A 22,872-nucleotide genomic window follows, 5' to 3' on the forward strand; every position below is an offset into this window, starting at 1 on the left:
AAAGGACCCGTGCACCATGCGCAAGGGGATCCTCAGCCTGTCCGCCGCCGCCGCGGCGATGACCCTCGGTCTCACCGCCTGCGGGGGCGAGGGCGACACCAGCGCGCAGAGCAGCGCCGCTCCCTCCGGGGCCGCGAGCCAGGCCGCCGCCGGGAAGATCGGCGTCATCCTGCCCGACAGCAAGTCCTCCGCCCGCTGGGAGACCGCGGACCGCAAGTTCCTGGAGGAGGCGTTCAAGGCCGCCGGCGTGGCCTACGACATCCAGAACGCCCAGGGTGACAAGAACCAGTTCCAGACCATCGCCGACCAGATGATCACCAACGGGGCCACCGTCCTGATGATCGTCAACCTGGACAGCGGCACCGGCAAGGCCGTGCTCGACAAGGCCAAGGCCCAGGGCGTGGCCACCATCGACTACGACCGCCTGACGCTGAACGGCGGCGCCTCCTACTACGTCAGCTTCGACAACACCAAGGTCGGCACCCTGCAGGGCGAGGGCCTGGTGAAGTGCCTGGCCGACAAGAAGGTCGAGAAGCCGATCGTCGCGGAGCTGAACGGCTCGCCGACCGACAACAACGCCACGCTGTTCAAGAACGGCTACGACGGCGTGCTCCAGCCCAAGTACGACTCCGGCGAGTACGTCAAGGGCCCGGACCAGTCGGTCCCGGACTGGGACAACGCCCAGGCCGCCACCATCTTCGAGCAGATGCTGACCGAGCAGCCGAAGATCGCGGGCGTGCTGGCCGCCAACGACGGCCTCGGCAACGCCGCCATCACGGTGCTGAAGAAGAACAAGCTCAACGGCAAGGTCCCGGTCACCGGCCAGGACGCCACCGTGCAGGGCCTGCAGAACATCCTCGCGGGCGACCAGTGCATGACGGTCTACAAGGCCATCAAGAAGGAGGCCGACGCGGCGGCGCAGCTGGCCATCGGCCTGGCCAAGGGCGAGAAGCCCGCGGCGACCGGCACGGTCAAGGACACCGAGAGCGGCGCCGACGTGCCCGCCGTCCTGCTCGAGCCTCAGGCGATCTTCTTCGAGAACGTCAAGGACGTCGTCAACGACGGCTTCGTGACCAAGGAAGAGCTGTGCACCGGCGAGTTCGCCGCCAAGTGCACCGAGGCCGGAATCCAGTAACGCGCCGAGGGCACGGCCGGCCGGCCCCTCTCCCCGCCGGCCGGCCGTTCCCCCCATCCGAGGAGCACCGTATGACCCCCGTACTGGAACTCCGCGGGATCGACAAGAGCTTCGGTCCCGTGCAGGTCCTGCACGACGTCGCCCTCTCCGTCTACCCCGGGGAGGTGACGGCGCTGGTCGGCGACAACGGCGCCGGCAAGTCCACGCTCGTCAAGTGCGTCGGCGGCATCCACCCCATCGACTCCGGCGAGTACCTCTTCGAGGGCAAGCCCGTCCAGGTCGGCTCCCCCCGGGACGCCGCCGCCCTGGGCATCGAGATCGTGTACCAGGACCTCGCCCTCTGCGACAACCTGGACATCGTCCAGAACATGTTCCTCGGGCGCGAGCACAAGCGCGGCCTCGTGCTCGACGAGGACACCATGGAGGAGATGGCGGCCAAGACCCTGGAGAGCCTCTCGGTCCGGACCGTCAAGTCCATCCGGCAGCTCGTCTCCAGCCTCTCCGGCGGTCAGCGGCAGACCGTCGCCATCGCCAAGGCGGTGCTCTGGAACAGCAAGGTCGTCATCCTCGACGAGCCCACCGCGGCACTCGGCGTCGCCCAGACCGCGCAGGTGCTGGAACTGGTCCGCCGCCTCGCCGACCAGGGCCTGGCCGTCGTGCTCATCTCGCACAACATGAACGACGTCTTCGCGGTGTCCGACCGGATCGCCGCGCTCTACCTCGGCCGGATGGCGGCCCAGGTGAAGACCTCCGACGTCACCCACGCGCAGGTCGTCGAACTGATCACCTCCGGTCGGAGCGGGGACCTCGGCCTCACCAACGGAGTTCCGGCATGACCACCACCATCAAGCCCGCCGCGGCCACGGCCCCGGCCCCCTCGATCGGAGCCAACCTCCGCGGCTACGCCGAGCGGGTCCGCGGCGGTGACATGGGCGCGCTGCCCGCGGTGTTCGGCCTGGTCGTGCTCTGCACGGTCTTCTCCGTCCTGCGGCCCTCCTTCCTCACCCCGGGCAACTTCGCCAACCTGTTCACCCAGGGCGCGGCGGTCACCGTGATCGCCATGGGCCTGGTGTTCGTGCTGCTGCTGGGCGAGATCGACCTGTCGGCGGGCTTCGCCAGCGGCGTCTGCGCGGCGGTGCTGGCGATCCTGCTCACCGACCAGGGCCTGCCCTGGTACGCCGCGGTGGCCGCCGCGATCCTCACCGGCGTGGTGATCGGCACCGTGCTCGGCGCCCTGGTGGCCAAACTCGGCATCCCGTCCTTCGTGGTGACGCTCGCCGCCTTCCTCGGCTTCCAGGGCCTGGTGCTGCTGCTGGTCAAGGGCGGCACCAACATCTCCATCCGGGACGAGACGATCCTGGCGATCGCCAACAAGTACCTGCCGCCCGCGCTGGGCTGGGGACTGCTGGCCGCCTGCGTCGCCGCCTACGCGGCGCTGCAGCTGCTGCGCGCGCGCAAGCGGGCCGGGCGCGGCCTGTCCGCCGACCCGATCTCGCTGATCGCGGTCCGGGTGGGGGCGCTGGCCGTCCTCGGCGGGCTCGCCGTCTACGTCCTGAACCTGGAGCGCAGCCGGAACGCCGCGGTCGTCTCGCTCAAGGGCGTGCCGATCGTCGTCCCGCTCATCGTCGTGCTCCTGGTGGTCCTGACGTTCGTGCTGCGCCGCACCGGGTTCGGCCGCCACCTGTACGCGGTCGGCGGCAACGCCGAGGCCGCGCGCCGGGCCGGCATCAACGTGGACCGGATGAAGATCGCCGCCTTCATGATCTGCTCCACCATGGCGGCGGTCGGCGGCATCATCGCGGCCTCCCGCGCCAGCTCGGTCGACCCCAACACCGGCGGCAGCAACGTGCTGCTCTACGCCGTGGGCGCGGCCGTCATCGGCGGGACCAGCCTGTTCGGCGGCAAGGGCCGGGTGCTGGACGCGATCCTGGGCGGCGCCGTGGTCGCCGTCATCGAGAACGGCATGGGCCTGATGGGCTACAGCGCCGGTGTGAAGTTCATCGTCACCGGGACCGTGCTGCTGCTGGCCGCCGGCGTGGACGCGCTCTCCCGCAAGCGCGCGGCCGCCGCTGGTCTAAGGTGATCGGTGATCTCGACGCTCCGAAGGAGCACCACGCGATGCGGGCCGGTCCCTCCCAAGAGGAGATCAGGCGCCACAACCTCGGCGCCCTGCTCCGCCATGTCCACCTGAGCGGGCCGACCTCGCGCGCCGAACTCACCAGCCGGATGGGGCTCAACCGCAGCACCATCATGGCGCTCACCGCGGACCTGACCACCGCCGGCCTGGTCCGCGAGGAACTGCCCCGCGAGACCGGCCGGGCGGGCCGCCCCTCCCTGGTGGTCCGCCCCGAGTCCGCCCGCGTCTACGTGTTCGCGCTGGACGTCGGCGTCGACCGGCTGGTCGCCGCCCGGGTCGGCCTGGGCGGGACGATCCTCGACCGGCGGGAGACGGTACGGCGGCGCGGCCCCTTCTCGCTGGAGGAGGTCGCCGGGCCGCTGGCCGGCTTCGTCCGGCAGATGCACCGCAAGACCCGGCCGGACACGGTCTGCGTCGGGGCGGCCGCGGCCTTCTCCGGCGGGGTGGCCCGCCAGGACGGCGTGGTCAGGTTCGGGCCGAACATGGGCTCGGTGGACGTGCCGTTCGGCGAGGAGATGTCCCGCCGCCTCGGTCTCGGCCTGCCCGTGGCGGTCGGCAACGACGCCAACCTGGCGGCGATGGCCGAGCACCTGCGCGGCGTCGGCGCCGGCTGCCGCGACCTCGTCTACCTCCACGGCGACGTGGGGGTCGGCGGCGGTGTGATCGTCAACGGGACCCTGCTCGGCGGCCACCAGGGCTTCGGCGGCGAGGTCGGGCACATGGTCGTCAACCCCGACGGCCGGCCCTGCGGCTGCGGCTCGCACGGCTGCCTGGAGGCCGAGGTGGGGGAGCGGGCCCTGCTGGAGGCCGCCGGGCGCTTCGGCCCGCAGGTCGGCAGGGACGCGGTCCGCGCGGTGGTCGCCGCGGCCGACCGCGGCGACATCGTCGCGCAGGCGGCGCTGAACCGGGTCGGCGACTGGCTGGGCCTGGGCGTCGCCAACCTCGTCAACGTCTTCAACCCCGAGATGGTCGTCTTCGGCGGCATGCTCCGGGAGATATATCTCGGCTCCGCCGCCCAGGTCCGCAGCCGGCTCACCGTCGACGCCCTCGGACCGGCGCGGGAGCACCTGCGGCTGCGCACCTCGGCCCTCGGTGACGACGCCACCCTCGTCGGCGCCGCCGAACTGGCCTTCACCCAGGTGCTCGCCGACCCCCTGGAGGTCCTCGCCCGCGCCGGTTCCTGACGCGCGCGGGCGAGGACCGGACGTCAGCTGACGAGGCGGCTGGGAGCCGTGAAGGTGTTGCAGGCGGCCGGGCTCCCCTTGCTGAAGCCGCGCCGCATCCAGTAGGCCTGGCTGGTGCCCTTGCCGTGGTCGTTCTTGGGCCAGGCCTTGTGGCCGTTCTCCTCGGTCCACTCCAGCATGGCGTTCCAGTGCTCCGGCGTGAGCTCCAGATCCTGGGCGGCCCCGCGGAGGAAAGCCGACGCCAGGCAGTCGGCCTGCAGCTCCAGGCGGCGGGAGAGCGCCAGCTTGGCCGAGGGCCGGGCCCGCCAGGTGGCCTGGGCGTAGTAGGGCATGACCCCCATGAGGTACTGGACGTGGTGGGCGTACTCGTGCGCCATGAACTGCGCGTGGTTGGGCCCGTAGGGGTTCTTGAGGTTCCTGCGGGTCACGGCGATGTACATGGTGCGGTTACCGGAGCAGTAGTAACCACCCGCGCCGGCGGGCCACTTGCCGCAGGGGCTGCTCACCGCGGAGGTCACGAACCGCAGCTTCGGCGTGGAGAAGGGCAGGCCCGCCTTCTTCAGCTGGGTCTTCCACGCGCGTCCCAGGCAGGAGTTGATCCGCGTCATGAAAGCCCTGTAGGAGGCGGCGCTCCCCTGGCGGATCGTGCCGGCCGAGCACGTGACGGTGGGCATCGTTCCGGTGCGGTAGAGGGGGTTGGCCGTCGCGGCCGCCTTGCCGCGCGGGGGCGCCTGCTGCTGGACGGCGGGCGCCGCCCCGGAGCCGCCCGTCGCCGCCCCGGCGGTGCCGGTGCCTGCCGCGAGGGCGAGTGTGAGGGAGGTGATGAGGACAGACGTCAGTGACCTGAGCTGCCCAGGGGGACGATGGTTCATAGTGAGGGAAAGGGTATGGCAACTGTGGATAAAACGTATAGATTGCTCGTCTTTGCGGGCAGCGCGCTAGAGGCGAACTAGACTCGCCCTGTCACCACAGGACAGAGGGGAATGATTCCGTGAGCGAGCGGGCCGGGCGGCTGGGCGGTCTTCTGGAGTCGGTCAAGGGACCACGGGACCTCAAGGCACTGGGTGCGGACGAGCTGCCACGGCTCGCCGCCGAGATCAGGGACCTCCTCGTCAGCGCCACCGCCCGCACCGGCGGCCACCTCGGCCCCAACCTGGGCGTGGTCGAGCTGACCATCGCGCTGCACCGCGTCTTCGACTCTCCGCGCGACCGCATCCTGTGGGACACCGGCCACCAGGCCTACGTGCACAAGATGCTCACCGGCCGGGCGGACCGGTTCGACACGCTCCGCCAGGAGGGCGGCCTGTCCGGCTACCCGAGCCAGGCGGAGTCCGAGCACGACGTCATCGAGAACTCCCACGCCTCCACCGCGCTGTCGTACGCCGACGGCCTGGCCAAAGCGTACCGGCTGCGCGGGGAGGACGACCGCACGGTCGTGGCGGTGATCGGCGACGGCGCGCTGACGGGCGGCATGGCCTGGGAGGCGCTGAACAACATCGCCGCGCACAAGGACCTGCCGCTGATCATCGTGGTCAACGACAACGGCCGCTCCTACTCGCCGACCATCGGCGGCCTCGCCAACCACCTGGCCTCGCTGCGCACCACCCAGCGCTACGAGGACGTGCTGGAGTTCGTCAAGGACAACCTGAACAAGGTCCCCGTGGTCGGTGCCCCGGTCTACGACGCGCTGCACGGGATGAAGAAGGGCATCAAGGACGTCCTGGCCCCCCAGGCCATGTTCGAGGACCTGGGCCTGAAGTACATCGGGCTGGTCGACGGCCACGACACCCAGGCCGTCGAGGCGGCGCTGCGCAGGGCGCGGGGCTTCCGCCGCCCGGTCATCGTGCACGTGCTCACCAAGAAGGGCTTCGGCTACTCGCCGGCGGAGAACCACGGCGAGGACTGCTTCCACTCGCCCGGCGCCTTCGACCCGCTGACCGGCGAGGAGAAGCCCAAGCCGCACGGCTGGACCAACGTGTTCGGCCAGGAGATGGTACGGCTCGGCGCCGAGCGCCGGGACATCGTGGCCATCACCGCCGCCATGCTCGGCCCGACCGGGCTGATCCCGTTCTCCGAGGCCTACCCCGACCGCCTCTACGACGTCGGCATCGCCGAGCAGCACGCCCTGACCAGCGCCGCCGGGCTGGCGATGGGCGGGCTCCACCCCGTCGTGGCGGTCTACGCGACCTTCCTCAACCGGGCCTTCGACCAGCTGCTCATGGACGTCGCCCTGCACCGCCTGCCGGTCACGGTCGTGCTCGACCGGGCGGGCGTCACCGGCGACGACGGCGCCAGCCACAACGGCATGTGGGACCTGTCGATCCTGCAGGTGATCCCCGGCCTGTCCGTCGCGGTCCCGCGCGACGAGCCGCGTCTGCGCGAACTGCTCTCCGAGGCCGTCGCCGTCGACGACGGCCCCACCGTGGTGCGCTACCCCAAGGGCCCGGTCGGCCCCGAGATCGAGGCCGTCGGCAAGCTCGGCGAGATGGACGTGCTGCGCGCCGGGGACCCCGACGTGCTGGTCGTCTCCGTCGGCCCGATGGCCGAGATGTGCCTGGAGGCCGCCGCGATGCTCGACGCCCAGGGCATCTCGGCCACCGTGGTGGACCCGCGCTGGGTCAAGCCGCTGGACGAGGCGCTGGTGGCGGCCGCCCGGGTGCACAAGCTGGTCGTGGTGGTCGAGGACAACGGCCGGGTCGGCGGCGTCGGCGACGCGGTGGCGCGGATGCTGCGCGACGCCGACGTCGACGTGCCGGTCCGCACCTACGGCATCCCGCAGCGCTTCCTGGACCACGCCAAGCGGGCGAAGATCCTCGCCGACATCGGCCTGACCGCCCAGGACATCGCCCGGGAGATCACCGAGGCGGTCGCCAAGCGCTCCCCGGTCCTGGAGAACCACCCGGCCCGCTGAGGCGGGGCGGACGGTCCTCCTGCCCCCGGGTCACAGGCACACGCCGACCCCGAGCAGGGAGGTCTCCACCCCGGCCTTCAGCAGGCAGGTCCGCTCGGGCCGCGGGGACTCCGACGGCTCCGGAGGCGGGGGTGAGGGCTGCGGCGGCGGTGAGGGCCGCCGTGACGGCGACGGGGTGGCGGCGGGGCGCGCGGGCGCGTCCCCGCCGCGGTCGCGCGCCCGCTCGCGGCCGGACTCCCGCCCGTGGTCGCGCGCCCGTTCGCGCTCGGACTCCCGCCCGCCACCGGAGGCGGGCCGCGGTGCGGGCGCGGCCTCGTCGTGCGACGGCCCGCTGCTGCTCGGCGGTGCGCTCCCGCGCGGCGCGGAGGACGGCACCGCCTTCGGCGCCGCGGGCCGCGCGCCCCGGGTCCGGCCGCTGTCCTCCGGCGGCGCGGTGGGGCCGGGCGCGTGGAGGATCCGGGCGGGCGCCGGTGCGGTGGCCAGGGTCATGGGCCGTCGTTCCCGGGAGACCGGCCCGGAGGCCGGCGGCGCGGAGGCGGTGGGCGAGGCGGACGGCGGCGCCGGCGTCACCGGGCCGGAGAGCACGGGGAGCGGCGGGGCCACCGGGCCGGTCGCCGGGAGCGGCGGGGCCGCCGATCCGGGGACCGCCAGGGAGGCCGGTCCGGCGCCGGGAGGGGAGGCGGCGCCCGAGTAGGCGACGAGCGCTCCGGCCAGGGCCGTGGCCGCCGCGAGGGCGGCGGTCGCGCGGGCCGGGCGCAGGTGCGTCCCAGGGCCGCCGCCCGCTCGCACCGGCAATTGGAACGTTCCCCTGTGCAGGGCCCGGACCGCGGTCCGGGTGGCGGCGCGGCCGAGGAGGGCGTTCAGGACCAGCGCGGACCGGTCGGTGATCTCGACGGCGGAGATCTCCGCGGCCGCGGGGCGGAGCCGTACGCCGGGGGTCGTGCAGGAGGCGACTGCGGCGAGCAGGTCGTGCCAGACGGCCGCCTCCCGTGCGGCGTCCGAGCGGCCGGTCGGCGCGACCGCCACGCGCACGCGGTGCCCGTCGACGTCGAGCGGTACGACGCGCACGGCGCCGGACGGCGCCGCCAGGGCGCCGCGCAGCGTGGCCGGGACCCTCCGCGCGCCCGGCGCGTGCCCGGGGAGGCGGCCGGCGGCGTCCCGCTCGCGCGGCGGGCCCTCTGCCGCGGTGCCGGCGGAGGAGGAGCCGCGGCGGCGGCGTCCCCGCCGGGCGGCCCGGACGTCGTCGCAAGCGTCTCTACCAGGGGAATCGGACATGAGACCACCTCGGGACCCGATGGGCGACGGAGCGGTTTCACTTTCTCCGTACGGCCGGGGCGACGTGCCGCAAGAGGGGTTTTCGTAATCGGATGGTTACATCGGGTGGCACGGGGGTTGAACCTGACATGTCGGGGTGATGGCCGACATCGGCCGGAGGACGGCCGCGACGGCCCCCTGCCCGCGGACCGTCCCGCCCGGCGGCCCGCATGACCCGCCGGGCGGCGGGGGAGGACCCGGTGTGGTCGGGAGAATCGGGGGAAGTGCCGATGGGCATGTCGCGCGTCAAGATCCCTACGGGCATGTTCCGTGTCAAGCCGGTCGAGCAGTCGATCCGTGACACCGAGGCGCCCGAGCACCGGTTGAAGAAGGACCTGTCGGCCCTCGACCTGACCGTGTTCGGCGTCGGCGTCATCGTGGGCACCGGCATCTTCGTCCTCACCGGCCAGGTCGCCAGGAACCTCGCCGGACCCGCGGTCGCCCTGTCGTTCGTCGTCGCCGCCGTCGCCTGCGGGCTGGCCGCCCTGTGCTACGCCGAGTTCGCCTCCACCGTGCCGGTGGCGGGCTCGGCCTACACCTTCGCCTTCGCCACCCTGGGCGAGTTCCCCGCCTGGATCATTGGCTGGGACCTCGTCCTGGAGATGATGCTCGGCTCCGCGGTCGTCGCGGTGGGCTGGTCGGGCTACCTGACCTCGCTGCTGGCCTCCATGGGGCTGCGCCTGCCCCCCGCGCTGGCCGGGGAGGACCCGGTCTTCAACCTGCCGGCCGCGCTCGTCGTGCTGGCCCTCACCGCGGTGCTGGTCGCCGGGATCAAGCTCTCCTCCCGGCTCAACCTCATCGTCGTCACCATCAAGGTCGCGGTGATCCTGCTGGTCATCGTGGCCGGGCTGTTCTTCGTCAGGGCGGCCAACTACACGCCGTTCATCCCGCCGGCCGAACCCACGCCCGCCGTCCGGGACCTGTCCGCGCCGCTGATCCAGGTGCTCTTCGGGATCACGCCGGTGGCCTACGGCGTCATCGGCGTCTTCAGCGCCGCCGCGATCGTGTTCTTCGCCTACATCGGCTTCGACGTGGTCGCCACCGCCGCGGAGGAGACCCGGAACCCGCAGCGCGACCTGCCGATCGGCATCATCGCCTCGCTGGCCGTCTGCACGACCCTGTACGTCGCGGTCTCCGTGGTCGTCGTCGGCATGCAGCCGTACCGGGAGCTGAGCGTGGCGGCCCCGCTGGCCGACGCGTTCAAGGCCGTGGGCCAGACGTGGGCCGCGTCGCTGATCAGCATCGGCGCGCTGGCGGGCCTGACCACGGTCGTGATGATCCTCATGCTCGGCATGTCGCGGGTGATGTTCGCGATGTGCCGGGACAACCTGCTCCCGCGGGGCCTGGCCAGGGTCCACCCCCGGTACGGCACGCCGTACCGGATCACGGTCCTGCTGGGCGCGGTCGTCGCGGTCCTGGCCGGGCTGGTCCCGCTGGCCGAGATCGCCGAGCTGGTCAACATCGGCACGCTCTTCGCGTTCGTGGTCGTCTCGCTGGCGGTGGTGATCCTGCGCCGCACCCGGTCGGACCTGCCCCGCTCGTTCCGCACCCCGCTGGTGCCGCTGGTGCCGGCCCTGTCGGTGCTGTCGTGCCTCTACCTGATGCTCAACCTGCCGGTGGAGACGTGGATCCGGTTCCTGGTGTGGATGGTCGTCGGCATCGGCGTCTACTTCCTCTACGGCCGCCGCCGCAGCGTCCTCGCGGGGCGGTAGCGGGGTCCGCCCCCGGCCCGGACGGGCGGTGGGGGCGGAACGCGGCGGGCCGCGGCCCGGACCCGGAAGGCCCCGGGCCGCGGCCCGGTCCCCCGGGCCCGGATCCGACCGGCCCCGGATCAGGCGGGCACGGAGGCGACGCCCGGCTCCAGGAAGCGCGGCTGCGCGATGCCGGACCGGTCCAGGAACGGGGTGATGCCGCCCAGGTGGAACGGCCAGCCCGCACCCAGGATCATGCACAGGTCGATGTCCTGGGCCGCCGCGACCACGCCCTCCTCCAGCATGATGCGGATCTCCTGCGCCAGGGCGCGCAGCACGCGCTCGCGGACCTGCTCCGCGGTCGACGGGGAGGTGCCGCCGGAGAAGATCTCCACGGCCTCCGGGTCGAGGGAGAAGTCCGCCCGGTAGACGCCGGGCTTGCCCGTGGCGACCAGCTCGGCCATGTTCTCCGAGACGCCGAAGCGGTCGGGGAAGGCCGTGTGCAGGGTCTCGGCGACGTGCAGGCCGACCGCCGGGCCGACCAGCTGGAGCAGGGCGAACGGCGTCATCGGCAGGCCGAGGTCGTCGAGCGCGTGCTCGGCGAGCTCCAGCGGGGTGCCCTCGTCCACGGCGGCGATGACCTCGCCCATGAAGCGGGTCAGCAGCCGGTTGACGACGAACGCCGGGGCGTCCTTCACCAGCACGCTGGACTTCTTCAGCGACTTGCCGACCGCGAACGCGGTGGCCAGCGCGGCGTCGTCCGTGGCGTCGCCGCGGATGATCTCCAGCAGCGGCATGACCGCGACCGGGTTGAAGAAGTGGAAGCCCACCAGGCGCCCGGGGTGCGCCAGCTTCGAGCCCATCTCCGTCACCGAGAGCGAGGAGGTGTTGGTCGCCAGCACGCACTCGGGCGAGACCACGGCCTCGACCTCGGCGAAGACCTGCTGCTTGACCTTCATGTCCTCGAAGACGGCCTCGATGACGAAGTCGGCGTCGGCGAACGCGTCCTTGGTCAGCGAGCCGGTCACCAGGGCCTTGAGCCGGTTGGCCTGGTCGGCGGAGATCCGGCCTTTGCCGAGCAGCTTGTCCACCTCGGCGTGCACGTAGCCGACGCCCTTGTCGAGGCGGGCCTGGTCCAGGTCGGTCAGCACGACCGGGACCTCCAGGCGGCGGGCGAACAGCAGCGCCATCTGGGAGGCCATGAGACCGGCACCGACGACGCCGACCTTGGTGACCTTGCGGGCCAGCGCCTTGTCCGGGGCGCCGGCCGGCCGCTTGGCGCGGCGCTGCACCAGGTCGAAGGCGTACAGCCCGGCCCGCAGCTCGTCGCCCATGAGGAGGTCGGCCAGGGCCTCGTCCTCGGCGGCGAAGCCCTCGTCGCGGGAGGCGGTGCGGGCCAGCTCGACCAGCTCCAGTGCCCGGTAGGGGGCGGGGCTGGCGCCGTGCAGCTTCATGTCGACCAGGGCGCGGGCGCCGTTGACGACCTCGGACCAGTCCTCGGCGGTGTGGTCGGCGCGCTCCACCGCCACCTCGCCGCGGAGCACCTGGGCGGCCCAGCGCAGCGACTCCTCCAGGAAGTCGGCGGGCTCGAACATCGCGTCGGCGATCCCGAGCGCGAAGGCGTCCCTGCCCTTGATCATCCGGTTCTGCGAGAGCGGGTTCTCGATGATCAGCTTCAGCGCGTTCGCCGGGCCGATCAGGCGGGGGAGCAGCTGGGTGCCGCCCCAGCCGGGGACCAGGCCGAGGAAGCACTCGGGCAGCGCCACCGCGGGCACCCCGGAGGAGATGGTCCGGTAGGTGCAGTGCAGGGCGACCTCCAGGCCGCCGCCCATCGCCGCGCCGTTGACGAACGCGAACGACGGCACGTCCAGCTCGCCGAGGCGGCGGAAGACGTCGTGGCCCAGCTTGCCGATGGCCAGGGCCTGCTCGCGCCGCGAGACCAGGGCGGCGCCCTTGAGGTCGGCGCCGACCGCGAAGATGAACGGCTTGCCGGTCACGCCGACCGCGACCAGGTCGGTGCGGCCCGCGACCGAGTCGATCGCCTCGTTCAGCGAGGTCAGGCCGGCGGGACCGAAGGTCGACGGCTTGGTGTGGTCGTGGCCGTTGTCCAGCGTGATCAGGGCCATCGTGCCCGCGCCGTACGGCAGCTCGACGTCGCGGACGACCGCCTTGGTGACGACCTCGTCGGCGAACAGTTCCTTGATCTCCGTCACTTCGCACCTTCCCAGGCGAGGTTCTCCCAGATGACCGTTCCGCCCATGCCCATGCCGACGCACATGGTGGTGACGCCGTAGCGCACGTCGGGGCGCTCGCCGAACTCGCGGGCGAGCTGGGTCATCAGCCGCACGCCGGAGGAGGCGAGCGGGTGGCCGAAGGCGATCGCGCCGCCGTACGGGTTGACCCGGGGGTCGTCGTCGGCGATGCCGAAATGCTCCAGGAAGGCCAGCACCTGTACGGCGAAGGCCTCGTTGATCTCGAACAGGCCGATGTCGTCGATGGAGAGCCCGGCCAGGCGGAGCGCCCGCTCGGTCGACGGGATCGGGCCGACGCCCATGACCTCGGGGTCGACGCCGGCGAAGGCGTAGGAGACCAGGCGCATCTTGGCGTCCAGGCCCAGCTCCGCGGCGACGTCGGCGGCGGCCACGATGCAGCCGGTGGCGCCGTCGTTGATGCCGGAGGCGTTGCCCGCGGTGACCCGGCCGTGCGAGCGGAACGGCGTCTTCAGCGTGGCCAGGCCCTCCATCGTGGTGCCCGGGCGGGGCGCCTCGTCGGCGGTGGCCAGGCCCCAGCCCCTCTCGGCCGAGCGCACGGCCACCGGGACCAGGTCGGGCTGGATCTTGCCGTCGGCGTAGGCCTTGGCGACCTTCTCCTGGGAGGCGAGGGCGAAGGCGTCCGCGCGCTCCTTGCTGATGGTCGGGTAGCGGTCGTGCAGGTTCTCCGCCGTCATGCCCATGACCAGGGCGGAGCCGTCCACGATCTGCTCGGCCACGAACCGGGGGTTGGGGTCGACGCCCTCGCCCATCGGGTGGCGGCCCATGTGCTCGACACCGCCGGCGATGGCGACGTCGTAGGCGCCGAAGGCGATGCCGCCCGCGACGGAGGTCACGGCGGTCATCGCGCCGGCGCACATGCGGTCGATGGCGAAGCCGGGCACGCTCTTGGGCAGCCCGGCCAGGACGGCGGCGGAGCGGCCGATGGTCAGCCCCTGGTCGCCGATCTGGGTGGTGGCCGCGATGGCCACCTCGTCGACCCGCTCCGGCGGCAGGTTCGGATTACGCCGGATCAGCTCGCGGATGACGCGGATCACCAGGTCGTCGGCGCGCGTCTCGGCGTACAGGCCCTTGGGTCCCGACTTGCCGAAAGGCGTGCGCACTCCGTCGACGAATACGACGTCACGAGAGGAAGGCACGGGTTCGCTCCTCGTTGATGGGTGGCTTCGCCCCCATGCTACTGGTCGGTAACAAGGTTTGGCGCGAACGGGGCGGCCCGGAGGCGGACGTGTCCGGATCGAGAGGTCGGGGACGGCCCGCGGCGTTCCGCCCGACGGAGGGCATTCCCGCCGGAGGTGCGGCGCAGTGATCGATCTGGCAAGATTGGCAATCGTTTTCCAGGAGGTCGCCGGTGGTCACGCTCGAAGATGTCGCCAGGCACGCGGGGGTCTCGCTCGCCACGGCGTCCAGGGTGCTGAACGGGAGCACCCGGCAGGTGGGCGCCTCGCTGCGGGCCAAGGTCGAGCAGGCCGCGCAGCAGCTCGGCTACCGCACCAACGTGGCCGCCCAGACGCTGGCCCGCGGGGCCAGCAACGTGATCGGGCTCGTCGTCCACGACCTCACCGACCCCTACTTCGCCGCGCTCGCCGACGGGGCGATGCGGGTGGCCGAGGACCAGGGGATGATGGTCATGGTCGCCACCACGCACCGCGACCCCGAGCGGGAGATCGCCTACGTGGCGACCCTCAACGCGCAGCGCGTGCGCGCGGTGCTGCTGTCCGGGTCGCGGATCGCCGACCCCGCGGTCACCCGGCGGCTGCGCGAGGAGCTCGACCGCTACCGGCAGACCGGCGGCCGGGTCGCCTGCGTCGGCCAGGCCCTGCTCGGCACCGACACGGTGACGCCCGGGAACGCCGAGGGCGCCGCCGACCTCGCCCGCGCCCTCGCCGGGCTGGGGCACCGGCGCTTCGCCGTGCTGGCCGGGCCGCCCTGGCTGATCACCGCGCAGGACCGGGTGGCCGGCTTCACCGGCGCGCTCGCCGAACTCGGCCTGCCCGCGCCGCAGCTCGTGCACGGCACGTTCGACCGCGACGGCGGCTACACCGCCGCGGCCGAGGTCACCGACGCCACGTGCGTCTTCGCGGTCAACGACGTGATGGCCGTCGGGGCGCTGGCCTCCTTCCGGGACCGCGGCATCCGGGTGCCGCAGGACGTCTCGGTCGCCGGGTTCGACGACATCGCCACGCTGCGCGACCTCGTCCCCGCGCTGACGACGGTACGGCTCCCGCTGGCGGACATGGGCGCCCGCGCCCTGGAGCTGGCCCTGGAGGCGGTGGAGGAGGCACGGGAACCCCGGGTCGAGCGGGTGGCCGGCGAGGTCGTACTCCGGGAGAGCACCCGCCCGGTGTGAGGCCCGTCCCCGGGGCCGGGACCCGGCCCCGGGGACCCGGCGGGAGGCGGTGGCCGCGCCGGTGACCGCGCGGCCGGCGGGAGCGCCCCGGCCGCGGCGCCGGAACCCGCCGCGCCAGCCGCGCCGCCGGGGAGAATCGGAGCATGCGCTTCGAGCTGTTGGGCCCCGTCCGCCTGGTGGACGACGGGGGCCGGTCCGCCGAGGTCCCCGGCCCCGGACTGCGCACGCTGCTGGTCGCGCTCCTGCGCGAGCCCGGCGCGGCGGTCCCCGCCGAGCGCCTGATCGGCCTGCTGCACGCCGGGCCCCCGCCGCCCGGCGCGACGCGGTCGCTGCACTCCCAGGTCTCCCGGCTGCGCAGGCTCGGCGTCCCCGTCGAGCTGACCCCCGCGGGCTACCGGGTCGCCGCCCGGGCCGACGACGTCGACGCGCACCGGTTCGAACGGCTGGCCGCCGAGGGGCGCCGCGCCCTGGCCTCGGGTGAGCGCGGCACCGCGCTCGCCCTGCTGGAGGAGGCGCTGGGGCTCTGGCGCGGCCCGGCGCCCGAGCAGCTCGCCGCCCGCCTGGAGGAGGTGCGGCTCGGCGTGCTGGAGGACCGGTTCGAGGCGGGAGGCGGCTCGGTCGCCGAGATGCGCGCCCTGCTGGACGGGCACCCGCTCCGCGAGCGGCTGTGCGGGCTGCTCATGCGCGCCCTGCGCGCGGAGGGACGCCAGGCCGAGGCGCTGGCCGCCTTCGAGCGCACCCGGCGCCTGCTGGCCGAGGAGCTCGGCGCCGATCCCGCCCCCGAGCTGGCCGCGGCCCACCTGGAGATCCTGCGCGGCGCCGAGCCGGTCAGGCGCGGCGTCCGGGCCCAGCTCACCAGCTTCGTGGGCCGGCGGCAGGACGTCGCGCGCCTGCGCGCGCTGCTGGGCGAGCACCGGCTGGTCACCCTCACCGGTCCCGGCGGAGTGGGCAAGACCCGGCTCGCCGCCGAGACCGCCGCCGGGCTCGGCGGCGAGGTCTGCTTCGCCGAGCTGGCCCGCCTGAGCGACGGCCGCGACCTGGCGCGGCTGCTCCTCGGCGAGCTCGGCGTCCGGGAGGCCGGACTCCACCTGACCCGGGCGCCCGACCCGGAGGACCGGCTGGTGGCCGCGCTCTCCGGGCACGCGCCGGTGCTGGTCCTGGACAACTGCGAGCACCTGGTCGAGCCCGTCGCCCGCCTGGCCGACCGGCTGCTGGCGGCCTGTCCCGGGGTGCGGATCCTGGCGACCGGCCGGGAGCCCCTCGGGATCACCGGGGAGCTGCTCTTCCCCGTCCGGCCGCTCCCGGAGGACCTCGCCGTGCGGCTGCTGCGGGACCGGGCGGCCGCCGTACGGCCCGGCCTGGCCGCCGGTGACGAGGTGCTGCGCAGGATCTGCCGGGCCCTGGACGGGCTGCCCCTGGCGATCGAGCTGGCCGCCGCGCGGCTGCGCTCGATGGAGGCCGGGGAGGTCGCCGACCGGCTGGACGAGCGCTTCCGGCTGTTCACCGGCGGGAGCCGTACGGCGCTGCCCCGGCACCGCACGCTGCGCGCCGTCGTCGCCTGGAGCTGGGACCTGCTGGAGGAGGAGGAGCGGGTCTTCGCCCGGCGGTTCGCGGTGTTCGCCCGCGGTGCCACGCTGGAGGCGGCCGAGCGGGTCTGCGGGGACGGCGCCCGCGGCTCCGGCGGCGCGCTGCGCGGCCGGGACCCGCTCGACCTGCTGACCGCGCTCGTCGACAAGTCCCTGGTCGAGGTGGCCGAGGGGCGCTACCGGATGCTGGAGACCATCCGGGCCTTCTGCGCCGAGCAGCCGGCCGCCCCGGGCGAGGAGGAACGGGTGCGCGCGGCCCACGCCGAGTACGTCACCGCGCTGGCCGAGCGCGCCGACCCCGAGCTGCGCGGCCGGGACCAGCTGGTGTGGTTGCGGCGCCTGGCCGCCGAGGACGACGAGGCGCGCGCCGCGCTCCGCCGGGCCCTGGACGCCGGGCACGGCGACCGGGCGGTCCGGCTCGTCGCCGGGCTGTGGTGGTACTGGATCCTGCGCGGCCTGCGGGCGGAGGGGAGCGCGTACGCCGGGCGCGCGCTCGACCTGGTCGGCCGGACGCCGCCGCGCGGGCTGGAGGAGGAGTACCTGCTGTGCATCCTCGCCGCGGCCACCGTGAGCATCCCCGACCGCTCCCTGGTCGACCAGGCCGCCCGGCTCGCGGCCGCCCTCCCGGACCGGCCGCGCCACTCCGTCCTGCGCCTGGCCGGGCCCGTCATCGCCCTGCTGCGGGGCGGCTACGGGCTCGCGGAGGAGGACGCGCTGCGGGGCGTCGCCGCCCCCGACCCCTGGGTCAGCGCGATGGCCCGGATGGTCCTGGGCGTCATCCGGATGGGCTCCGGCCGGGTGGCGGACGCCGAGGAGGAGTTCACCCGGGCGCTGGACGGGTTCACCGCACTGGGCGACCGGTGGGGCATGGCGCAGGTCCTGCTCGTGCTCTCCGAGCCGCAGGGCTGGCGGGGCGAGCACGCCCGGGCCGTGGCGACCGTCGAGCGGGCCATGGAGCTGGCCGACCGGATCGGCTCGCCCGAGGACCGTGCCCTGCTGCTCTGCCGCCGCTCCGCCGAGCGCCTGTGCGCGGGGGAGACCGGCGCCGCCGCCGCGGACTGCGCCGAGGCGGCGGCCGTCGCGCGAGGGCTCGCCGTCCCCGAGGTCTGGGCCACGGTCCACCTCGCCACGGCCGAGGTGGCCCGCCGGAGCGGCCGGACCGACGAGGCCGCGGAGCTGTACGCTCTGGCGCTGGCCGCGTGCGAGCCGCACTGGGGCGGTGTGGAGCAGGTCCGGGGGCGGATCCTGACCGGCCTCGGCCGGGTCGCGCGGGAGCGGGGCGACCTCGAGGCCGCACTCCGGCACCACCGGGAGGCCGTCGGCCTCGCCGCGGCCGGAGGCGACCGGCCCGCCGCGGCCTCGGCGGCCGAGGGCCTGGCGGACCTCGCGCTGGCCCGCGGGGACGCCGAGCGGGCGGCGTTCCTGCTGGGCTGCGCCTGCGCGCTGCGCGGGTTCGCGATGTCCGGCCCCGACACCGCGGAGACCGCCCGCAGGGCCGAGGAGCTGCTGGGCGCGGCCCGCTACGGCGGGGCCCGGCGGGCGGGCGCCGGGGCGGGCGCCGACGCGGCGCTCACCGCGGTGGCGGAGTGGGCGTCAGCGCCGGGTCGGCCCGCGGTGAGCGCCGCCGCGCACCGTGGAGGGCATGACAGCGCTTCCGAATGAGAGAACCTGCCCCTTCGACCCGCCGCCCGGCCTGGCGGAGCTGCGGGCCCACCGTCCGGTCGCCCGGGTCACGCTGCCGGCCGGCGGGGAGGTCTGGCTGGTCACCCGGCACGACCTGGTCCGCGAGGTGCTCGCCGACCCCCGGTGGAGCTCGTCGACCGACGGCGGCTTCGGCCCGGACCAGCCCCTGCGGGCGATCACACCGGAGCCGGGGATGTTCATCGACATGGACCCGCCCGAGCACGGCCGCTACCGGCGCCTGCTCACCCCCCACTTCACCGTGCAGCGGGTCAACCGGTTCCGCCCCGGGATCGAGCGGATCGTCGCCGAGCGGCTGGACGCGATGGAGCGCCTGCCCCGCCCGGTGGACCTGGTCGCCGAGTTCGCGCTCCCCGTGCCGTCCATGGTCATCTGCGAGCTGCTCGGCGTGCCGTACGAGGATCGGAGCGCCTTCCAGGACGCCGCCCGCACGTTCGCCGACCTGGGCTCCTCCCAGGGGGAGATCGAGGCGGCCATGGCCCGGCTCGCGGCCTACCTGGCGAAGCGGGTCGCCGCCGAGCGGGACGAGCCCGGTGGCGGGCTCCTCGGCGAGCTGGCGCGCAGGGAGGACCTCACCGACGAGGAGCTGGTGAACATCGCGATCATGCTGCTGATCGCGGGACACGAGACGACCGCGAACATGATCGGCCTGGGCGCGCTGCTGCTGCTCCACCGTCCCGACCAGCTGGCCCGGGTCCGCGAGGGGGCGCAGGGCGCCGCCGACGAGCTGCTGCGCCACCTGTCGATCGTCGACCTGGTGATGTTCCGGATGGCCAAGGAGGACCTGGTGCTGGGCGGGCAGGAGATCAAGGCGGGGGAGTTCGCCCTGACCTCGCTCTCGGCGGCCAACCGCGACCCCGCGCTCTGCCCGGATCCCGACCGGCTCGACGTCACCCGCCCCAAGACCGCGCACGTGGCGCTCGGCTTCGGCCCCCACCAGTGCCTGGGGCAGAACCTCGCCCGGCTGGAGCTGGAGATCGCCCTCCAGGGGCTGCTGCGGCGCTTCCCCGGGCTGCGGACGGCCGTGCCGCCGGCCGAGGTGCCCGTGCGGGAGAACGCCGCGATCCACGGGCTGGTCGCCCTCCCGGTGACCTGGTGAGCGGCGCCGCGGAGGCCGCGGAGGGAGGAGGCCGGGAGGTCGCCATGAGGATCACCGTGAACCGGGACGGCTGCTGCGGCGCCGGGCAGTGCGTGCTGGCGGCGCCCGAGGTCTTCGCCCAGGGAGAGGAGGACGGGCTCGTGGTCCTGCTGGACCCGAGCCCGCCCGCGGAGCTGCACGACGCGGTGCGCCGGGCGCGCTCCCACTGCCCCACCCGGAGCATCGCCGTCGGATGAGCCCGCGCGCCGGGGGAGGAGAACCCCGGCGCGCGGGCGGAGCCCGGCCCTCCGGCACCGGAGGGCCCGGACCGCCCGGCCGGCTGATCCGGCGGCGGCCGGGCGGTGCGGCCGGGCGGCGCACCCGCGCGGGTGCGCCGCGAGGGCGCGGACGTCAGGCGGCGACGAGCTCGCCGAACCGGGCCTTCACCCGCGCCAGGACCTCGTCGGGGTCGGCGGCCCACACGTCGGCGTTGAAGATCTCCACCTCGATGTCGCCGGTGTAGCCCGCCGCGGTCACGGCCGCGGTCAGCGGCGCGAAGTCGATCACTCCGTCGCCCATCACCCCCCGGCCGAGCAGCACGTCCTGCGGGAGCGGATGCAGGAAGTCGCACACCTGGTAGGAGGCGATCCGCTCCCCGGCCCGAGCGATCTGCTCCAGCACCTGCGGGTCCCACCACACGTGGAAGGTGTCGACGACGACCCCGACCTGCTCGGCCGGGTGCCGCTCGGCCAGGTCGAGCGCCTGCGCCAGGGTGGACAGCACGGCCCGGTCGGCGCAGTACATCGGGTGCAGCGGCTCCAGCGCCAGCCGCACGCCGCGCTCGCCCGCGTACGGCGCCAGCACGGCCAGCGCCTCGGCGACCCGCTCCCGGGCCCCGGCGAGGTCCCGGTCGAAACGTTCCAGCGGCTCGCCGGGCACCACGCCGGGCAGCCCGCCGACCACCATGACCAGGCACGCGGCGCCCAGGGCGGCCGCCTCGTCGATCGCCCGGCGGTTGTCGTCCAGGGCGGCGGCGTCACCGGAGGTGAGGAAACCGCCCCGGCAGAGCGACGACACGCGCAGCCCGGCGTCGGCCACCAGCTTCACGGTCTCGTCCAGGCCCTGCGCGGCGACGTCCTGCCGCCACAGGCCGATGGCCTCGACGCCGTGCCGTACGCAGCCGTCGACGGCCTCGGCCACCGACCAGCGCTTGGTCGTCCACTGGTTGAGGGACAGGCGGCTCACAGCCCGTGCACCTCCAGCAGCGTCCGCATCCGGCGCACGGCCAGCTCGGGGTCGGACAGCAGCCCCGCCGCGTCGGCCAGCCGGAACACCTCGGCCAGGTGCGGCAGCGACCGGGCCGCCTGGGCGCCGTTGACCATCGCGAAGGCGTCCTGGTGGCCGTTGAGCCAGGCCAGGAAGACGATGCCGGTCTTGTAGTTGTACGTCGGCGCCTCGAAGATCTTCCGTGAGAGCGGGACCGTCGGCGCCATGATCTCCTCGTAGCGGGCGAGGTCCCCGGCGTCGAGCGCCGCCAGGGCCGCCGCGGCGGCCGGGGCGATCGCGTCGAAGATACCCAGCAGCGCGTGGCTGCCCGAGGCGATCAGCGACGGGTAGTTGAAGTCGTCGCCGGTGTAGAGCTTCACGCCCTCCGGCAGCGCCGCCCGGAGCGCGATCTCGTGCTCGGCGTCCAGCAGCGAGACCTTGACCCCGTCCACCACCGGCGCGTGCTCGCGGATCAGCTCCAGGAACGACGCGGTGGCCTCCGCCACGTCCCGCGAACCCCAGTAACCGGCCAGGTTCGGGTCGAACATCTCGCCCAGCCAGTGCAGGATCACCGGCCGGTCGGCCTGCGAGAGCAGCTTGCCGTAGACCGCGTGGTAGTCCTCCGGGCCGCGCGCGATGCGGGCCAGCTGCCGGCTGGCCATGACGATGACCCCGGCACCCGCCTCGCGCACGGTCTCGATCTGCTCGGTGTAGGCGGCGGTGACCGCCTCCAGCGTCCCGGCGTCCGGGGCGTGGTCGGTGCCGGCGCCGCAGGCCACCAGCGCGGCCGGGTCTCCGAACCCGGCCGCCTCGGCCGCGCTGCGCCGGATGAGCTCGCTCGTGGCGGCCCAGTCCAGACCCATGTTCCGCTGGGCGGTGTCCATGGCGTCGGCGACGCGCAGGCCGTGCGACCACAGGTGGCGGCGGAAGCGCAGCGTGGCGTCCCAGTCGACGGCGGCCGGGGAACCGGGCGTGTTGTCGCCGAGGGGGTCGGCGACGACGTGGGCGGCGGCGTAGACGATCCGGCTCTGCGGCGGTCCGGCGGGCCGCTCCCAGGCCACCGGCTCGCGCAGGGTGTACTCCCCGCCGGGGAGGACGATCGACGTCACGCCCCGACCTCCAGGCGGCGGCCCTCGGCGGAGGAGCGCAGGCCCAGCTCGGCGAGCCGCACGCCGCGCGCGCCGGAGGCGAAGTCGTACGGGAACGGCGCGTCCTCGACCACGTGGCGGACGAACATCTCCCACTGGATCTTGAAGCCGTTGTCGAACTCGTCGTTGTCGGGCACTTCCTGCCAGTCGTCGCGGAAGCGCGCGGTGACGGGCAGGTCGGGGTTCCAGACGGGCTTGGGCGTGCCGGCCCGGTGCTGGAAGCGGCAGTTGCGCAGGCCGGCGACGGCGCTGCCGTGCGTGCCGTCCACCTGGAACTCCACCAGCTCGTCGCGGTTGACCCGGACGCACCAGGAGGAGTTGATCTGCGCGATGATCCCGCCCTCCAGTTCGAAGACGCCGTAGGCGGCGTCGTCGGCGGTGGCGGCGTAGGTCTCGCCCCGCTCGTCCACGCGCTCGGGGATGTGGGTGGCGGTCTGGGCGTAGACCGAGCGGACGCGGCCGAACAGGTTCTCCAGCACGTAGGCCCAGTGCGGGAACATGTCGAGGACGATGCCGCCGCCGTCCTCGGTCCGGTAGTTCCACGACGGGCGCTGGGCGGACTGCCAGTCGCCCTCGAACACCCAGTAGCCGAACTCGCCGCGCACCGACAGGATGCGGCCGAAGAAGCCGCCGTCGATCAGGCGCTTGAGCTTGAGCAGGCCCGGCAGGAACAGCTTGTCCTGCACCACGCCGTTCTTGATGCCCCTGGCCTCGGCGGCCTGGGCCAGCGCGACCGCCTCCTCGACGGTCTCGGCGGTGGGCTTCTCGGTGTAGACGTGCTTGCCGGCCTCGATCGCCTTGAGCACGGACTTGACGCGGGCCTGGGTGACCTGCGCGTCGAAGTAGATCTGGTTCTCCTCGACGGCCAGGGCCGCGTCGAGGTCGGTGGTCCAGTCGGCGATGCCGTGGTCGGCGGCGAGCTTGGCCAGCTTGTCGGGGTTCCGGCCCACCAGCACCGGCCTGAGCAGGACCCGGCTCCCGTCGGACAGGGCGACCCCGCCCTGCTCATTGATCGCCAGGACCGAGCGGACCAGGTGCTGGCGGTAACCCATGCGGCCGGTGACACCGTTCATCACGACGCCGATGCTTCGGGGGGACATT

17 protein-coding genes are annotated in these 22,872 nt (G+C 74.0%); 10 read left to right on the forward strand and 7 right to left on the reverse strand.

The window, feature by feature from the left end:
* Positions 1-16: 16 nt before the first annotated feature.
* From ABD823_RS09515 to ABD823_RS09530, 4 genes are all read left to right on the forward strand, one after another.
* On the forward strand, positions 17-1,135 hold the full coding sequence (locus ABD823_RS09515) for a sugar ABC transporter substrate-binding protein (protein WP_344857947.1): 1,119 nt from the start codon (positions 17-19) through the stop codon (positions 1,133-1,135).
* A 71-nt stretch (positions 1,136-1,206) separates the two neighbouring features.
* Positions 1,207-1,971, forward strand: coding sequence for an ATP-binding cassette domain-containing protein (locus ABD823_RS09520; protein ID WP_344857949.1), 765 nt, complete (start codon positions 1,207-1,209; stop codon positions 1,969-1,971).
* Positions 1,968-3,218, forward strand: coding sequence for a sugar ABC transporter permease (locus tag ABD823_RS09525; protein ID WP_344857950.1), 1,251 nt, complete (start codon positions 1,968-1,970; stop codon positions 3,216-3,218). The genes ABD823_RS09520 and ABD823_RS09525 overlap by 4 nt, the downstream gene beginning before the upstream one ends.
* 35 nt (positions 3,219-3,253) lie before the next feature.
* Positions 3,254-4,456: an ROK family transcriptional regulator gene (locus tag ABD823_RS09530; protein ID WP_344857952.1), complete on the forward strand. Its 1,203-nt coding sequence runs from the start codon at positions 3,254-3,256 to the stop codon at positions 4,454-4,456.
* Positions 4,457-4,479: 23 nt separating this feature from the next.
* Here the strand turns inward: ABD823_RS09530 and ABD823_RS09535 are convergent, their stop codons facing one another.
* Complete coding sequence (locus ABD823_RS09535; protein ID WP_344857954.1) at positions 4,480-5,328, reverse strand: neutral zinc metallopeptidase; 849 nt, start codon at positions 5,326-5,328, stop codon at positions 4,480-4,482.
* 119 nt (positions 5,329-5,447) lie between these two features.
* On the opposite strand from ABD823_RS09535, the gene dxs reads away from it, so the two are divergent.
* The gene (gene dxs, locus ABD823_RS09540; protein WP_344857956.1) at positions 5,448-7,367 is read left to right on the forward strand and encodes a 1-deoxy-D-xylulose-5-phosphate synthase; all 1,920 of its coding nucleotides are present in this window, start codon (positions 5,448-5,450) and stop codon (positions 7,365-7,367) included.
* 30 nt (positions 7,368-7,397) lie between these two features.
* Here dxs and ABD823_RS09545 read toward each other — a convergent pair whose 3' ends face one another.
* Positions 7,398-8,642, reverse strand: coding sequence for a hypothetical protein (locus ABD823_RS09545; RefSeq protein WP_344857957.1), 1,245 nt, complete (start codon positions 8,640-8,642; stop codon positions 7,398-7,400).
* Positions 8,643-8,944: 302 nt separating this feature from the next.
* Between ABD823_RS09545 and ABD823_RS09550 the strand changes: the two genes are divergently transcribed.
* Entirely contained in the window at positions 8,945-10,393 is a 1,449-nt protein-coding gene (locus ABD823_RS09550; RefSeq protein ID WP_344857959.1) for an amino acid permease, read from the forward strand.
* Positions 10,394-10,512: 119 nt separating this feature from the next.
* Here the strand turns inward: ABD823_RS09550 and ABD823_RS09555 are convergent, their stop codons facing one another.
* Complete coding sequence (locus ABD823_RS09555) at positions 10,513-12,585, reverse strand: 3-hydroxyacyl-CoA dehydrogenase NAD-binding domain-containing protein (protein ID WP_344857961.1); 2,073 nt, start codon at positions 12,583-12,585, stop codon at positions 10,513-10,515.
* Complete coding sequence (locus ABD823_RS09560; RefSeq protein WP_344857962.1) at positions 12,582-13,781, reverse strand: thiolase family protein; 1,200 nt, start codon at positions 13,779-13,781, stop codon at positions 12,582-12,584. The genes ABD823_RS09555 and ABD823_RS09560 overlap by 4 nt, the downstream gene beginning before the upstream one ends.
* Positions 13,782-13,993: 212 nt before the next feature.
* Here ABD823_RS09560 and ABD823_RS09565 point away from each other — a divergent pair, with 212 nt between their 5' ends.
* The 4 genes from ABD823_RS09565 to ABD823_RS09580 all read left to right on the forward strand — a co-directional run bounded on the left by ABD823_RS09565 (position 13,994) and on the right by ABD823_RS09580 (position 19,614).
* Positions 13,994-14,992, forward strand: coding sequence for a LacI family DNA-binding transcriptional regulator (locus ABD823_RS09565; protein WP_344857964.1), 999 nt, complete (start codon positions 13,994-13,996; stop codon positions 14,990-14,992).
* Between the two features lie 143 nt (positions 14,993-15,135).
* A complete protein-coding gene (locus ABD823_RS09570) occupies positions 15,136-18,240 on the forward strand; it encodes an ATP-binding protein (RefSeq protein WP_344857966.1) in 3,105 nt (1,034 codons plus the stop codon).
* Positions 18,221-19,378 carry a cytochrome P450 gene (locus ABD823_RS09575; RefSeq protein WP_344857968.1) on the forward strand — a complete coding sequence of 386 codons (1,158 nt, stop codon included), beginning with the start codon at positions 18,221-18,223 and terminating at the stop codon, positions 19,376-19,378. The genes ABD823_RS09570 and ABD823_RS09575 overlap by 20 nt, the downstream gene beginning before the upstream one ends.
* Positions 19,379-19,422: 44 nt before the next feature.
* Positions 19,423-19,614: a ferredoxin gene (locus ABD823_RS09580; protein ID WP_344857969.1), complete on the forward strand. Its 192-nt coding sequence runs from the start codon at positions 19,423-19,425 to the stop codon at positions 19,612-19,614.
* A gap of 154 nt (positions 19,615-19,768) precedes the next feature.
* Here ABD823_RS09580 and ABD823_RS09585 read toward each other — a convergent pair whose 3' ends face one another.
* Genes ABD823_RS09585 through ABD823_RS09595 form a run of 3 tightly spaced genes read right to left on the reverse strand, consistent with a single transcriptional unit; the run spans position 19,769 to position 22,871 of the window.
* On the reverse strand, positions 19,769-20,602 hold the full coding sequence (locus tag ABD823_RS09585; protein WP_344857971.1) for a sugar phosphate isomerase/epimerase family protein: 834 nt from the start codon (positions 20,600-20,602) through the stop codon (positions 19,769-19,771).
* Positions 20,599-21,732 (reverse strand): dihydrodipicolinate synthase family protein, encoded by a 1,134-nt coding sequence (locus ABD823_RS09590; protein WP_425566585.1) that lies wholly within the window; start codon positions 21,730-21,732, stop codon positions 20,599-20,601. The genes ABD823_RS09585 and ABD823_RS09590 overlap by 4 nt, the downstream gene beginning before the upstream one ends.
* Positions 21,729-22,871, reverse strand: a complete 1,143-nt coding sequence (locus ABD823_RS09595) for a Gfo/Idh/MocA family protein (protein WP_344857972.1) — start codon at positions 22,869-22,871, stop codon at positions 21,729-21,731. The genes ABD823_RS09590 and ABD823_RS09595 overlap by 4 nt, the downstream gene beginning before the upstream one ends.
* Between the last annotated feature and the right edge of the window lies 1 nt (position 22,872).

Source organism: Planomonospora alba, from assembly GCF_039534085.1.
Taxonomy (GTDB): Bacteria; Actinomycetota; Actinomycetes; order Streptosporangiales; family Streptosporangiaceae; genus Planomonospora_B; species Planomonospora_B alba.